Below are 13,199 nucleotides of genomic sequence, written 5' to 3' on the forward strand. Positions count from 1 at the left end.
AAGAGACTTCCATGCCTTTTCAGCAAGCGCCGGACGTTGTTGCCGGTGACGCCCCTCGGGTGGGTACCCTGCCCTCCGGGCCACTCGACCTCATCAGCGATGTGGCCGGAGTAAAAGTCGGGCACGCCACCATCGCCGAAGGCGAGCGCCAGACCGGCGTGACGGTGGTGATACCGCATGAGCGCGACGAATTCCTCTACAAGGTGCCGGCGGCCGCGACCGTCATCAACGGCTTTGGCAAAAGCGTCGGGCTCGTGCAACTGGAAGAGCTCGGCGTAGTGGAAACGCCGCTGGCATTGACGAATACCTTTTCGGTCGGTGCGATCGCCACCGCGCAGATCGAAACGGCTCTTCGCCGCCATCGGCAAATCGGTCGCGAGTGGCCCACGCTCAATCCGCTCGTGTTCGAATGCAACGACGGTTATTTGAACGATATACAGGCAATGGCCGTGTCGGCCGGGCATTACACCCACGCATGCGCGGCGGCCGCGCCGATGTTCGCGCAGGGATCGGTGGGCGCGGGACGCGGCATGTCGTGCTTCGGATTCAAAGGGGGCATCGGTTCCGCCTCGCGCGTGGCCATGCTTGCCAACGGCGAACGGTACACGCTGGGCGCGCTCGTGCTAGCCAATTTCGGTCGCCTTTGCCATCTGAGCGTTGTAGGACAGCCGCTAGGCCGAACGCTTGCCGCGAACCGTGCCGGCGGCGGCGACGAATTCAGCGAACCGGAAAAAGGCTCGATCATCATGATCGTCGCCACGGATGCCCCGCTCGATACGCGGCAACTGGGGCGCGTAGCGAAGCGCGCCGGAGCCGGGCTCGCGCGCATGGGATCCGTTTATGGACATGGCAGCGGCGACATCGCGCTGGCCTTCAGCACGGCCTACCAGATCCCCCACTTGCCGGACGAGCCCATGCCGTCCGTGCGCATGCTGCACGAGTCGCATATCGACGCGCTCTTCGAAGCATGCGCCGAAGCCGTGGAGCAAGCCATCGTCCACGCGATGTGGCGCGCGGCTTCCGTGACGGGCCGGGATGGCCACGGCCGACGCTCGATCCTGGAAGCGCTGCCCGATTGGCGCAGTATCTTGGACCCGCAACGAAGCGAGGAATGACCGTTGAAGATTCTGATTTCCACCGATATCGAAGGCATCGCGGGCGTAGTCCATAGCGAGCAAACACGCCCGGGCAACGCCGAATACGAACGCGCGCGCATCTGGATGACCGACGAAGCCAACGCCGCGATCCGCGGGGCCTTCGATGGCGGTGCGACGCAAGTCCTCGTCAACGATTCGCACGGCGGCTTTCGCAACCTGCTGCTCGATCGGCTGGACGCACGCGCGCAGACGATCACGGGCAAGCCGCGCTACCTCGGGATGATGGCCGGTGTCGAACAGGACTGCGACGCCGTCTATATGATCGGCTATCACGCGCGCGCGCAAAGCACGGGCGTGCTGGCGCACACGATCAACAGTTTTGCGTTCCGATGCGTGCGCGTGAACGGCATCGAACTGGGCGAGGCTGGCTTGTACGGGGCGCTCGCCGGCGAATTCGGCGTGCCCGTGGCGCTGCTGTCGGGCGACGATGTCTTCCTTGCGGAAACGACATCGACCTTTCCAGGCGCAATCGGCGTGCAAACCAAACGTGCGGCGGGCAACGCGTCTTGCACGAGCCTGGCGCCCGCGCATGCATGCAATAGGGTCTACGAAGCCGCGCGGGCAGCCGTGTCTGCCGCGCGCGATCTCTCGCCGTTCACGATCGCGGCACCGCTCGAATGCGAGCTCGTCGCGCAGACAGCGGGCCTTGCCGACCTGTTCTGTCAGTGGCCCGAGATGCAGCGCATCGATGGCACTGCGCTGCGTTTTCGCGCGGCCAATATGCAATCGATCGTGCGGATGCTGAACTGCCTTTCGGCGATGTCTTTCATGCTGCGCTGATCGCCCGTTGCCGATGCACATGGCTCGTGAACGGACGAAGCGTCACCCGCGGAGTTGAATCCCCTCGCGCGCCCATTGGGCGGCGCGGCAGTTCAATACATCTTTTTCGGCGGCATGGAGCGGCGAATCTGCTTGCGCAGCCGGGACACCGCCGCGGCACGCTTGCGTTTGCGTTCGGTGGTCGGTTTTTCGTAGGCCATCCGTGCACGAAGCTCTTTGATCAGGCCCGTGTTTTCAATGCTCCGGCGAAAACGCCGCAGCGCCACTTCCATGGGTTCGTTCGGTTTGGGAATGACGGTAGTCAATATTGCTCCTGGTTTGCGATCCGGGCAGCGAGCGCAACGCATATTCGAATGCATCCGCCGACCGCTGAGCGCGCGTGGATCGTTTAAAGGTCACCGACGGATGCGCCTTCCACCCTTCCGTCGATGATGTCTTCGCCGTGTCGATACGCGGCACGGCGTGCCGTGCCGAAAGAGACGAATGCCTGCTGCTGGTCCATTTTAAAGACCCTTCCGGCGCCACTTCGATCCCCGGCCCGGCAGACGCGAATGGCGATGTCGTAGCCCTCCGCATATCGCGAGTGACCGTCGAACCGTTCGAATTTGCGCGAGAACACGAGGGGATAGAGATCGTATCCCTTATAAGAGCGAAGCTGTGTCGCCAACATGATGATTTCCCGACAGGAGGTGCACTATACACGGACCGCGCTATTCGCTGTCCCAGACGGTTTTGTCGGGATCGCACGCATCGATCAACTGCTCCGCATACGCGATGGAAGCCCGCCGCGCGTCGCCGGCATTTTCGAACGGCCTTTTGACCGTCAGCCGGAAGACGCGGCTGCGCGCAGCCGCGCCAGCGTCCTCCATCTCCTGAATACGAACGGCGGCATCGAAGCCTTCGTCGTAGTTGTGAGCGAATCCAGGCTTGGCTGCCTGATGCGGAAAGACCAGAGGGTAAAGCTCCAACCCTCGGTATGAATGAAAACCGGTGCTCATGGGGTAACCCCAGCGCCGCACGGGTGCGGCAAGATATCGACAGAAAAACGGCCAGCCAAGGACTGTACCGCGGAAGCAAGCTTGCCTTATGCCTGGCGTTCAGGGGCACGGGGTGCCCTGGCGGAGGAATCGCGACGTGCGCGGGAAGCGGGCGCTCGAATCGAGCGAGCTACCCTATGTTACGCGTTTTTGCGCCCTCTCACAGAGAAAGTTTCGTTCACTGGCGTTCAAGACGCCTCCCGAAGTGCCCGCCATACTGGCTTCTCACCGAAAACGAAGGGGGCAAACATGCTGCAAGGCTATTCGATTCCGCTCACACCAAACGGAACGTCATCGCTTGCACCGCACCCGCCGTGGCACTACGCCGGCGAGTGTCTTGCCGTCGAATTCGCGGCCGACAGCGACGCCCTCGCCGCCTATCTGCCGCGGGGGTTGACTCCAGCGACAGGCGAGCGCGCCGGCCGCTGCACCGTGTTTTTCTGCGAATGGCAATTCGCCACCGATGCAGGCCACGAGTATCTCGACCCGGTCGCAAGTCAATACAAGGAGACGATCCTGCTCGTCGCCTGCGAGCGCAAAGGCTCGCCCGCCTCCTACTGTCCGTACATCTGGGTCGACCAGGATCTGGCCCTCATGCGCGGTCTCGTTCAAGGCTGGCCGAAACAGTTCGGACACACGGCCATCACACGCAGCTATGGCGTGCATTCCCCGGCATCGCCGAGTCCGTCGGCAGGCGGCCGGTTCGCCGCCTCGCTCGCCTATCGAGATCGCCGCGTGTTCGATGCACGCGTCACGCTGGACGGCCCCACCGAGCGCCTGCCGGAGCCCGGCTTTGCGTCGACCTTCAACGTGCGCCACTTTCCGCGCCTCACCGCCGGCTACCATGACGCGCCCGCCGTACACGAGCTCACGCAACTGCGTGCGCGCAACGTCTCGATCGATCGATTGCAGAGCGGGCGGGCCGAGCTCGAGCTGAGCGCGCATCCGTCGCTCGAGCTCGATGCGTTTCGCCCACTGAGCGTCGGCAACGGTTTTCGGATGATCGTCTCACTGACCATCGACGATCTCGTCGTCGCCGAGAATTACCTCGCTGACCAGCGATGAATCCCGCATATCGGTCGATGACCGGGCGCGTGCCCTCGCCGCCGATCAGCCGCTACCATATCGGCTGATCGGCGATCGAGGAGCGTGTCATGACCGTCTCGCGCTTTACCTGGTATTGCGGCACCGAACTGCCGGGCGAAATCATGGCTGCCGCCCTCGAGGATTACCGGTTCGAGCCGCATTTTCACGATGCCTGGTCGATCGGCGCGATCGCCGACGGCGCGTGCGCGTTTTCGTGCTTAGGCGCGCAATGGGTCGCCCGGCGCGGCGACGTCGTCGTGATTGCGCCGCGCGTCGTTCATACTGGCGGAACCGCGAAAGCAGGGCTGAAATACGGCATGACCTACATCGATCCGGCCTGGTTCGACCAGCACGCCGCGCTCGTGCATCGCGACGGCGTCGGTTTCGAACAGATCGTCATTCGCGACGAGGCGCTGTGCGAGCAATGGGTCGCGGCGCTGACCGCCTCCGAACTCTCGTCGCAGGAACGCGCACTCGCGCTCAGTACGGCGCTATTGGCGCTGCTCACCCGGCATGGCGTACCGGCGGCGCATGCGGGCGATGCCACGCGCGCGCGCGAACGTGTGCGGGCAAGCCGCCGACAACCCCGCCATGAGCCGGTTGCGCACCACCGACGCGACCGACCGGGCGAGCGAGGAGCTGCGCCGCCAGCTCACGGCGGACACGCCCGTGAAGGCCGACGTGACGGCCACGGCGCGCCGCTGGGGCGTGCACCGCACGACCCTCGTCAAGCACTTTACCCGGCGCTACGGACTGCCGCCCGATGCCTGGCTGCGCAACTGGCGCATCGCCCGCGCGAAGGCCTTGATGATGCGCGGTGCACCGCTCGCCGATATCGCCGCCCAAATGGGCTTCGCCGATCAGGCCCATTTGACGCGGGTCTTCAAACGTATTCATGGAAGCGCGCCCGGGACGCTTCGCAAAGCGCTTGCGCAAGAGCCGGCGCGCTGACGGCAGGCGAGCCGCTCGCTGACGGCCCGAGCCGCTTACCGAACGAATAGAGCGAATGCACGCACGCGGACGCGGGATTGCGGCCACGACCGTCAGGCTGGCGTAAAATACGCGCTTTCCCGAACAAGCCCACCGACATGACCCTCGCCTCCACACCCGAGATCATCGCCGAACTGAAGGCCGGCCGCATGGTGATCCTCGTCGACGAAGAGGATCGCGAAAACGAGGGCGACCTCGTCCTTGCCGCCGATTTCGTCACACCGGAAGCGATCAACTTCATGGCCCGCTACGGTCGCGGCCTCGTCTGCCTGACCCTGACGCAGGAGCGCTGCAAGCAGCTGCACCTGCCGCTCATGACCTACCGCAACGGTACGCAGTACGGCACGGCATTCACGGTCAGCATCGAAGCGGCCGAGGGCGTCACAACGGGCATTTCCGCAGCCGACCGTGCACGCACGGTCGCGGCGGCCGTCGCACGCGATGCCCGTCCCGAGCACATCGTCCAGCCCGGCCATGTGTTCCCGATCATGGCGCAGCCGGGCGGCGTGCTCGTGCGCGCCGGGCATACCGAGGCCGGCTGCGACCTCGCGGCGCTCGCCGGGCTGACACCGGCCGCCGTGATCTGCGAGGTCATCAAGGACGACGGCACGATGGCACGCCTGCCCGATCTGCTCGAATTCGGCGCGCAGCACGGCCTGAAGACGGGCACGATCGCCGATCTGATCCACTACCGCAGCCGCACCGAATCGATCGTCACGCGCGTTGCCGAGCGCACGATGCAAACGGCGCACGGTGCGTTTCGTGCCGTCCTTTATCAGGACCACCCGAGCGGCTCGCCGCATCTCGCGCTCGTGCGTGGGACACCGTCGCCCGAACGCGACACGCTCGTTCGCGTGCACGAGCCGCTGTCGGTGCTCGATCTGCTCGAAGTAGGCAGCTCGACGCACTCGTGGACGCTCGACGCAGCCATGAAAGAAATCGCCTCGCGCGATCTCGGCGTCATCGTCATGCTCAATTGCGGCGACTCCAAGGACCATCTGGTCGACGTCTTCAAGGCCTTCGACGAAAAGGAGAAGGCCGAGCAGTTGAAGCGCCGCCCCGTCGATTTCAAGACCTATGGCGTCGGCGCACAGATCCTGCGCGAGCTCGGCGTAGGCAAGATGCAGGTGCTGTCGAATCCGCGGCGCCTCGGCAGCATGTCCGGCTACGGCCTCGAAGTCACCGGTTTCGTGCCGATGCCGGGCGCCGCCGCGACGAAAAGCGCATAATCGGCCGTCGCCGCATCGGTTGCGACTCGCCCCCTTTCTCTTCTCACGGACAACCCCATGGAAATCGGACAATACCAACCGAATCTCGACGGCGACGGCCTGCGAATCGGCATCGTCCAGTCGCGTTTCAACGAACCGGTCTGCAACGGGCTCGTCGACGCCTGCATCGAAGAGCTCGAACGGCTCGGCGTGACGGGCGAAGACGTGCTGCTCGTCACGGTGCCGGGCGCGCTCGAAATCCCGCTCGCGCTGCAAAAGCTTGCCGAGAGCGGCCAGTTCGACGCGCTCATCGCGCTCGGCGCCGTCATTCGCGGCGAAACCTATCACTTCGAACTCGTTTCGAATGAAAGCGGCGCCGGCATCACGCGCATTGCGCTCGACTTCGGCATTCCCGTCGCCAACGCGGTGCTCACCACCGATAGCGACGACCAGGCCGTTGCGCGCATGACCGAGAAGGGCCGGGACGCGGCGCGCGTCGCAATCGAAATGGCGAATTTGTCGGTCGCGCTCGAGCAACTGAGCGGCGACGATGAAGACGAAGACGAGGAAGAAGAGGACGAGGCATGAAGAGTGCACGACGCCGCTCCCGTGAACTGGCCACGCAGGGGTTGTATCAGTGGCTGCTGTCGGGTGCCGCCGCCGGTGAGATCGATGCCCAGTTGCGCGGCGCGCAAGGGTTCGACAAGGCAGACAAGGAGCATCTCGACGCGCTGCTGCATGGCGTGATCCGGGACGCCGCCGATCTGTCGGCCGACCTCGCGCCGTGTCTCGATCGACCGATCGAACAGCTCTCCCCCGTGGAGCGCGCCGTGCTGCTCGTCGCCGCTTACGAGTTCAAGTGCCACCCCGACATCCCCTACCGTGTCGTCATCAACGAAGCAGTCGAGCTCGCCAAGACGTTCGGCGGCGTGGATGGCTACAAGTATGTGAACGGCGTGCTCGACAAGCTCGCGCTCACGCTGCGCCCCGGCGAAGCGCAGGCAAGCCGCGGCAGCCACTGATCGGGCGCGCCCGCGCCGACGCAGCCAACGGCCGCGCCCGTGCCCGTGCATCGCGGCGCGGGCCGCCCCCTCTCCTACTGAAATCGAACGCGCATCAGCATGACCGTCGCCACCGAACCGCTCGTCAAGCTCGCTTCGCGAGTCGACGCGATCGCCCCGTTCTACGTCATGGAGCTCGCCAAGCAAGCCGCGCAGCTCGAGCGCGCGGGGCGCGACATTATTCATATGGGCATCGGCGAGCCCGACTTCACGGCGCCCGAGCCTGTCATCGAGGCCGCCGCGCAGGCACTGCGGCGCGGCGTGACGAAGTACACCGGCGCGCTGGGCATCACCCCGCTGCGCGAAGCGATTTCCGATTACTACGCGCGCGTTTATGGCGTCTCGATCGATCCGGGTCGCATCATCCTGACGGCCGGTGCATCGGCGGCTTTGCTGCTCGCCTGCGCGGCGCTCGTCGATCGCGACGACGAAGTCCTGATGCCCGACCCATCGTATCCGTGCAACCGGCATTTCGTGGCAGCGACGGAAGGCAAACCGGTTCTCGTGCCGAGCGGCCCCGAGGCGCGCTTCCAGTTGAGCGCAAGCGATATCGAAACGCACTGGGGCCCACGTACGCGCGGCGTGCTGCTCGCTTCGCCATCGAATCCCACCGGCACGTCGATCGCTCCGGCCGAACTCGAGCGCATCGTCCATGCCGTACGCGCGCGTGGCGGCTTTACGATCGTCGATGAGATTTATCAGGGGCTGTGGTACGACGCGCGTCCCGTGTCGGCGCTCTCGTTTGGCGACGATGTGGTCACGGTCAACAGCTTTTCGAAGTACTTCAACATGACCGGCTGGCGGCTCGGTTGGCTGGTCGTGCCGCCCTCGATGATCGATGCTTTCGAAAAGCTCGCGCAGAACCTCTTCATCTGCGCGTCGGCGCTCGCGCAGCACGCGGCGCTGGCCTGTTTCGAACCCGAAACGATCGCGATCTACGAAGGCCGCCGGCTCGAATTCAAGCGGCGCCGCGATTTTGTCGTACCGGCGCTGAGCTCGCTCGGCTTTTCGGTGCCCGTCGTTCCCGACGGCGCGTTTTATGTCTATGCGGACTGCCGCGGCGTGCCGCACCCCGCGGCCGGCGACAGCGCCGAGCTCGCGAAGGCCATGCTGCACGATGCGGGCGTCGCGCTCGTCCCCGGGCTCGATTTCGGCGTTCACGCACCGCGCAACTATATTCGTCTGTCGTATGCGACGGCCTATCCGCTCATCGAGGAAGCCGTCGCCCGGCTGGGCCGGCTGTTCGGCCGGTCAGTCTAGTAAGACTGAACAGCCCCCCGCCGCAGCCCGCGGCGATCGCCCACAAAAAAAAGCACCCGGCCGGGTGCTTTTTTTGTATCGGGCTCGCGTACGGCGTGGCTTACGCGCCAAGCTCCGAGCCGCCGCTCCCATGCTGCGTGTCGGCGTTGCCATCGCTGCCCGTATCGCTGTCGCTGCGGACGGGCGCCGTGCTCTTGACCGTGGCAGCCGCGGGATGATTGCTGTTCAGCGCGACCTGCACGCGCTTGTTCGAGGCGACCACGGCACGCTGCGGTTGAGGCTGCGGCGCCTGCGGCGCGTTGATGGGTACCGAGCGCCCGCGCGCGACGTCGCGCAATCGCGCCCGCTCCGCCATCACTTTTGCACCGTAGCCGCCATCGTCAGGCGACGTGGAACCGACATAGAAGCGCAAACCCTCGGCAAGCGAGCCGCCGCGCGCGATGCAGTCCTTCAGCACGAGTGCGCCCACCGTGATATTGGCGAGCGGCTCGAGTGCCGCCGTCGTCCCCCCGAAATACTCGAACTTGTCGGAGTGGACCTTCGCCATCACCTGCATGAGGCCTTGTGCGCCTACTCCGCTTTCCGCGTAGGGATTGAAGCCCGATTCGATCGCCATGACCGCGAGCAGCAAGAGCGGATCGAGGCCGACCTGGCGGCCCGTTTCGAACGCCGCTTTCACGAGCTCGGAGACCGGTTCCTGTGCGACGTGATAACGGCGTGCCAGATACGAGGCGACGAGCGCCTGCTCGCGCACCGAGACGAGAACACGGTCGTCGCGCGCCTCCGCGGCCACGCGCTGCGAGGAAATCGTCTTCGCGAGCAGATCGACGCTCGTCGGGGTGCGTGCATCGAGCGAGGTTGCGCTGCTTGCGACACTGAGCCCGCTCCCGCCGCTGCCATCGAAAGCACCGTCATAGCGCGCGTTGTCGGCGTTGACCGGGTTGGCACTGAGCGTCTCGTCGCGGGACGCGGCATGGGCCGGCGCGAACGGCGGCAGGGGATGGCCGCTCAACAGACGCGCGGGGCCGGCCTGGACGGCGGCCGTCAGCACCGGCATCAGCTTGGCTGCGAGCGTCCCACGCACCGTCGGCAACAGCCACAACGCGAGCGCCACCGCCACGGCGCACGCGCCGACGATGCTGAACAGATGGTGGCTGACACGCGTTCCACGGCGCAACGCTGCCCGCACGAGCGGGGCGAAGCGAACCTCGGGACGCCACGATAACCAAGTATTCATTCAGTTCTCCCATTGGGCATGGCCTCGCGAGGGGTACTGCGGCGCATGGAGCGCATATCGCGAAAGCCAAGGCGTGCACGGCCTTGGTTGGGACCGCGGCGACGCCGGGATACGGCACGGTACCGTCGAATACGGTACCGGACCGTGTGGAGAGCCACATCGGAGCAAAAGGACCGTCGGCATGCCCCGAAGGCATGCACGCGGTGGCTCTCACACGCAAACGCCAGCGGCACGAAGCGCTGGCAAGAACAACCATCGGACCGGGCACCGTGCAAGGCGGCGAGCGGTGACGCGGTGCGTCAATGACCGGGATATAGAACTCGAATCGCATTGGCCCAGCAGCCAATGCCGACGGATTCTAGCAGGCTTTTATAGATCGTCAATGCTACAAATTCTCAAATTCATAACTAAATGTAATTAAAGAAAGGCTCCAAACGGCCGAAAACTATGCCTCACGCGCGTTTCGGGCCGGTTGTGAAAACGCTTTCGACGACGCGATTCCGCCCTCGACGAGTACAATCGCAGGCCATCCGGCCCCCCGCGGTAGCGGGGAACGGCCCTCTTTCAAAGCGCCGCGCATCGGCCGCCGCCTGACCGTAATCCATGAAATACAAAGACTTGCGTGATTTTGTCGAGCGCCTGGAAGCAACGGGCGAACTGCGGCGCATCAATCATCCTGTGTCGCCTGTCCTCGAAATGACCGAGCTCGCCGATCGCGTGTTGCGCGCGGGCGGCCCGGCACTGCTTTTCGACGCGCCGACCGGCTACCGGTTTCCCGTACTCGCGAACCTCTTCGGCACGACGCGGCGCATCGCGCTCGGCATGGGTATCGATAGCGCCGGCGCGGCCAGCGACGGTGCCGCGCTGGAGTCGCTGCGCGATATCGGCCGACTCCTGTCCGCATTGAAGGAGCCGGAGCCCCCCAAGGGGCTGAAAGACGCCGGCAAGCTGATCTCGCTCGCCAAGGCGGTCTGGGACATGGCACCGAAGACGGTGAGCTCGCCGCCGTGCCAGGAGATCGTCTGGGAGGGCAACGACGTAGATCTCGCGAAGCTGCCGATCCAGACCTGCTGGCCCGGCGATGCGGCGCCGCTCGTCACGTGGGGCCTGACGGTCACGCGAGGACCCAACAAGGCCCGGCAAAACCTCGGCATCTACCGACAACAGCTGATCGGCCGCAACAAGCTCATCATGCGCTGGCTCGCGCATCGCGGCGGCGCGCTGGACTTCCGCGAGTTCGCGCTCAAGCACCCCGGCCAGCCCTACCCGGTCGCCGTCGTGCTGGGCGCCGATCCGGCGACGATCCTCGGAGCGGTCACGCCTGTGCCCGACACGCTCTCCGAGTACCAGTTCGCCGGACTGCTGCGCGGCGGGCGCACCGAACTCGCCAAGTGCCTCACGCCCGGCGTGGACACATTGCAGGTACCCGCACGCGCGGAGATCGTGCTCGAAGGGTTCATTCATCCGCAGGCCGACGACGCCACGGCCGTCCCGCCCGGCGCTCCCGCGCGCCCGTCGCGCGGCCCCGCCGCGGCCTATGAACATGCGCTGGAGGGGCCCTACGGCGACCATACCGGCTACTACAACGAGCAGGAGTGGTTCCCTGTCTTCACCGTCGAGCGCATCACGATGCGCCGCGACGCGATTTACCATTCGACCTACACCGGAAAACCGCCCGACGAGCCCGCCATGCTCGGCGTCGCGCTGAACGAAGTGTTCGTCCCGTTGCTGCAAAAGCAGTTTCCCGAGATCACGGACTTCTACCTGCCGCCCGAAGGATGCAGCTATCGGATGGCCATCGTGCAGATGAAGAAGAGCTACGCCGGGCACGCGAAGCGCGTCATGTTCGGCGTCTGGAGTTTTCTGCGGCAGTTCATGTACACGAAGTTCATCGTGGTCGTCGACGACGATGTCGACGTGCGTGACTGGAAAGAAGTGATATGGGCCGTTACGACACGGGTCGACCCCGCGCGCGATACGCTGCTCGTCGAACGTACCCCCATCGACTATCTCGATTTCGCGTCGCCCGTGGCCGGTCTCGGCTCGAAGATGGGTATCGACGCAACCAATAAATGGCCGGGCGAAACCGATCGCGAATGGGGACGTCCCATCTCGATGGATCCGGCCGTGAAAGCACGCGTCGATACGCTGTGGGACCAGCTTGGCTTCGGCCGTTGATATTGCCGGCAAACGAACGCACGGCAAAACTGCTATGTACTCCCATTCCGCATCGATGCTGTCAAACGGCTTTTTTCTGTCTTTATCGCTGTGCCTCGACATCGGGCTCGTCAACGTCGCGATGCTTTCGCTGACGTTGCGGCACGGCTTCAAATCGGGGTTCTGGCTCGGGCTGGGGTCCTGCTTCGGCGATCTGGCCTATGCGACGCTCGCTCTCGCAGGGATGACCGCGCTGTTGCGCTTCGAAGCCGTCCGCTGGATCGTCTGGCTCGGCGGCGCCGCCATGCTGCTCTACCTGACCGGGAAGATGGCGCGCGAAGCGCTCGGGAGTTGCGCGGTCGTAGCGGACTCGACGGCGGCACATGCAGACGCGTCGTCCGCTCCGGCGCGTGGGTTCGTGCGCGGTGCCATGCTCGCCCTCTCCTCGCCTTCGGCCATCGTCTGGTTCGCCGCGGTGGGCGGTGCGCTGATCGCGCGGGCCGGCGCGACCGATGCGCGCGCGGCTTCCGTGTTTCTCGGCGGATTTTTTCTCGGCGGACTCGCCTGGACACTTTTTCTGTGCGTACTGGCCAGCCACGGACGCAAGCGCGCCGGCTCGGGCCTCTTACGCGCCTGCCACATCGTTTCCGCGCTGCTGTTCGCTTATTTGTCCTATAGCGTCATCGTGGACGGATACCGGGACCTCATCGTGCATATCGCGCGAACGGCGTGACGCATTCGCGCGGCGGACAATAAAAAACGGCGCAACACCGCGGCAAAGCCTGTGTTGCGCCGCTTTTACGGCACCTGCGTCAGCGCGAACGCACCGGCGCGGGGAACGCGATCAATAGCCCCAGGGGCGGCCCCGATAGCCTCGATGGTGGTGGTGCCATGGGCGGCCGTAATAACCGCCGACATAAGCCGGCGGCCCATAGACGACGGGCGGCGGCGCGTAGTAAACCGGCGGCGGCGCATAGTAAACCGGCGGCGGCGGCGAATAGACTGGATAGGCCGGCGCAATCGGGAAACCAATTCCGACGCCGACCGACACGTGTGCCTGCGCCGTGGCGGCGAACCCCACGCCAGCCGCAGCCACTGCTATCAACGCAACGAGCTTTTTCATTTCTATTCCTTTGCGGTGCAGGTGCGGCGCCCACAACGGCGCACGACTGACCCATGCACTGACATGTCAAATGTATAGAAAAAGCGTCGCACACACCGTGTGC

General features: G+C 65.1%; 15 protein-coding genes and 1 pseudogene. 11 read left to right on the forward strand and 5 right to left on the reverse strand.

Translation table 11 applies throughout. The features are described 5' to 3' along the window. The first annotated feature begins 11 nt into the window (after positions 1-11). Complete coding sequence (locus ACO1XS_RS00435; protein ID WP_486389788.1) at positions 12-1,115, forward strand: DmpA family aminopeptidase; 1,104 nt, start codon at positions 12-14, stop codon at positions 1,113-1,115. A gap of 3 nt (positions 1,116-1,118) precedes the next feature. Next, on the forward strand, positions 1,119-1,937 hold the full coding sequence (locus tag ACO1XS_RS00440) for a M55 family metallopeptidase (protein ID WP_486389789.1): 819 nt from the start codon (positions 1,119-1,121) through the stop codon (positions 1,935-1,937). Between the two features lie 92 nt (positions 1,938-2,029). Here ACO1XS_RS00440 and rpsU read toward each other — a convergent pair whose 3' ends face one another. The 3 genes from rpsU to ACO1XS_RS00455 form a co-directional block, all read right to left on the reverse strand. Beyond that, positions 2,030-2,242, reverse strand: coding sequence for a 30S ribosomal protein S21 (gene rpsU / locus ACO1XS_RS00445; protein ID WP_173259766.1), 213 nt, complete (start codon positions 2,240-2,242; stop codon positions 2,030-2,032). Positions 2,243-2,325: 83 nt separating this feature from the next. Then, complete coding sequence (locus ACO1XS_RS00450) at positions 2,326-2,607, reverse strand: hypothetical protein (RefSeq protein WP_331567619.1); 282 nt, start codon at positions 2,605-2,607, stop codon at positions 2,326-2,328. A 40-nt stretch (positions 2,608-2,647) separates the two neighbouring features. Further along, on the reverse strand, positions 2,648-2,935 hold the full coding sequence (locus ACO1XS_RS00455) for a hypothetical protein (RefSeq protein WP_173259762.1): 288 nt from the start codon (positions 2,933-2,935) through the stop codon (positions 2,648-2,650). Positions 2,936-3,223: 288 nt separating this feature from the next. On the opposite strand from ACO1XS_RS00455, the gene ACO1XS_RS00460 reads away from it, so the two are divergent. The 7 genes and pseudogenes from ACO1XS_RS00460 to ACO1XS_RS00490 all read left to right on the forward strand — a co-directional run bounded on the left by ACO1XS_RS00460 (position 3,224) and on the right by ACO1XS_RS00490 (position 8,579). Next, on the forward strand, positions 3,224-4,039 hold the full coding sequence (locus tag ACO1XS_RS00460; protein ID WP_331567621.1) for an acetoacetate decarboxylase family protein: 816 nt from the start codon (positions 3,224-3,226) through the stop codon (positions 4,037-4,039). Positions 4,040-4,182: 143 nt separating this feature from the next. Then, a pseudogene (locus ACO1XS_RS00465) lies at positions 4,183-4,506 on the forward strand (AraC family ligand binding domain-containing protein); the annotation flags it as partial. A gap of 85 nt (positions 4,507-4,591) precedes the next feature. After that, the gene (locus tag ACO1XS_RS00470) at positions 4,592-5,011 is read left to right on the forward strand and encodes a helix-turn-helix transcriptional regulator (RefSeq protein ID WP_331567623.1); all 420 of its coding nucleotides are present in this window, start codon (positions 4,592-4,594) and stop codon (positions 5,009-5,011) included. Positions 5,012-5,148: 137 nt separating this feature from the next. Next, positions 5,149-6,279 carry a bifunctional 3,4-dihydroxy-2-butanone-4-phosphate synthase/GTP cyclohydrolase II gene (gene ribBA, locus ACO1XS_RS00475; RefSeq protein ID WP_481580440.1) on the forward strand — a complete coding sequence of 377 codons (1,131 nt, stop codon included), beginning with the start codon at positions 5,149-5,151 and terminating at the stop codon, positions 6,277-6,279. Between the two features lie 57 nt (positions 6,280-6,336). Continuing rightward, positions 6,337-6,846, forward strand: a complete 510-nt coding sequence (gene ribH / locus ACO1XS_RS00480) for a 6,7-dimethyl-8-ribityllumazine synthase (protein ID WP_331567627.1) — start codon at positions 6,337-6,339, stop codon at positions 6,844-6,846. Beyond that, on the forward strand, positions 6,843-7,280 hold the full coding sequence (gene nusB / locus ACO1XS_RS00485; RefSeq protein ID WP_331567629.1) for a transcription antitermination factor NusB: 438 nt from the start codon (positions 6,843-6,845) through the stop codon (positions 7,278-7,280). Before ribH ends, nusB begins: the two co-directional genes overlap by 4 nt. A gap of 99 nt (positions 7,281-7,379) precedes the next feature. After that, the gene (locus ACO1XS_RS00490) at positions 7,380-8,579 is read left to right on the forward strand and encodes a pyridoxal phosphate-dependent aminotransferase (RefSeq protein ID WP_486389790.1); all 1,200 of its coding nucleotides are present in this window, start codon (positions 7,380-7,382) and stop codon (positions 8,577-8,579) included. A 100-nt stretch (positions 8,580-8,679) separates the two neighbouring features. On the opposite strand, the gene ACO1XS_RS00495 is transcribed toward ACO1XS_RS00490, so the two are convergent. After that, positions 8,680-9,816, reverse strand: coding sequence for a transglycosylase SLT domain-containing protein (locus ACO1XS_RS00495; RefSeq protein WP_486389791.1), 1,137 nt, complete (start codon positions 9,814-9,816; stop codon positions 8,680-8,682). A 603-nt stretch (positions 9,817-10,419) separates the two neighbouring features. Between ACO1XS_RS00495 and ACO1XS_RS00500 the strand changes: the two genes are divergently transcribed. Together ACO1XS_RS00500 and ACO1XS_RS00505 are read left to right on the forward strand one after the other, a co-directional pair. Beyond that, entirely contained in the window at positions 10,420-11,994 is a 1,575-nt protein-coding gene (locus ACO1XS_RS00500; protein ID WP_331567635.1) for a UbiD family decarboxylase, read from the forward strand. 34 nt (positions 11,995-12,028) lie between these two features. Continuing rightward, a complete protein-coding gene (locus ACO1XS_RS00505; protein WP_486389792.1) occupies positions 12,029-12,706 on the forward strand; it encodes a LysE family translocator in 678 nt (225 codons plus the stop codon). Between the two features lie 111 nt (positions 12,707-12,817). Here ACO1XS_RS00505 and ACO1XS_RS00510 read toward each other — a convergent pair whose 3' ends face one another. Next, on the reverse strand, positions 12,818-13,096 hold the full coding sequence (locus ACO1XS_RS00510) for a hypothetical protein (protein ID WP_331567639.1): 279 nt from the start codon (positions 13,094-13,096) through the stop codon (positions 12,818-12,820). Positions 13,097-13,199: the final 103 nt, after the last annotated feature.

The sequence above is a fragment of the Trinickia sp. genome (assembly GCF_057351765.1).

Excerpts from the sequence above, each read along its gene's own strand:
- ACO1XS_RS00490 (WP_486389790.1), top strand. The coding sequence starts at position 7,380 with ATGACCGTCGCCACCGAACCGCTCGTCAAGCTCGCTTCGCGAGTCGAC.
- ACO1XS_RS00500 (WP_331567635.1), top strand. The coding sequence starts at position 10,420 with ATGAAATACAAAGACTTGCGTGATTTTGTCGAGCGCCTGGAAGCAACG.
- ACO1XS_RS00495 (WP_486389791.1), bottom strand. The coding sequence starts at position 9,816 with ATGAATACTTGGTTATCGTGGCGTCCCGAGGTTCGCTTCGCCCCGCTC.
- ACO1XS_RS00505 (WP_486389792.1), top strand. The coding sequence starts at position 12,029 with ATGTACTCCCATTCCGCATCGATGCTGTCAAACGGCTTTTTTCTGTCT.
- ACO1XS_RS00455 (WP_173259762.1), bottom strand. The coding sequence starts at position 2,935 with ATGAGCACCGGTTTTCATTCATACCGAGGGTTGGAGCTTTACCCTCTG.
- ACO1XS_RS00460 (WP_331567621.1), top strand. The coding sequence starts at position 3,224 with ATGCTGCAAGGCTATTCGATTCCGCTCACACCAAACGGAACGTCATCG.
- ACO1XS_RS00510 (WP_331567639.1), bottom strand. The coding sequence starts at position 13,096 with ATGAAAAAGCTCGTTGCGTTGATAGCAGTGGCTGCGGCTGGCGTGGGG.
- nusB (WP_331567629.1), top strand. The coding sequence starts at position 6,843 with ATGAAGAGTGCACGACGCCGCTCCCGTGAACTGGCCACGCAGGGGTTG.
- ACO1XS_RS00435 (WP_486389788.1), top strand. The coding sequence starts at position 12 with ATGCCTTTTCAGCAAGCGCCGGACGTTGTTGCCGGTGACGCCCCTCGG.
- ACO1XS_RS00450 (WP_331567619.1), bottom strand. The coding sequence starts at position 2,607 with ATGTTGGCGACACAGCTTCGCTCTTATAAGGGATACGATCTCTATCCC.
- ribH (WP_331567627.1), top strand. The coding sequence starts at position 6,337 with ATGGAAATCGGACAATACCAACCGAATCTCGACGGCGACGGCCTGCGA.
- ACO1XS_RS00470 (WP_331567623.1), top strand. The coding sequence starts at position 4,592 with ATGCGGGCGATGCCACGCGCGCGCGCGAACGTGTGCGGGCAAGCCGCC.
- ribBA (WP_481580440.1), top strand. The coding sequence starts at position 5,149 with ATGACCCTCGCCTCCACACCCGAGATCATCGCCGAACTGAAGGCCGGC.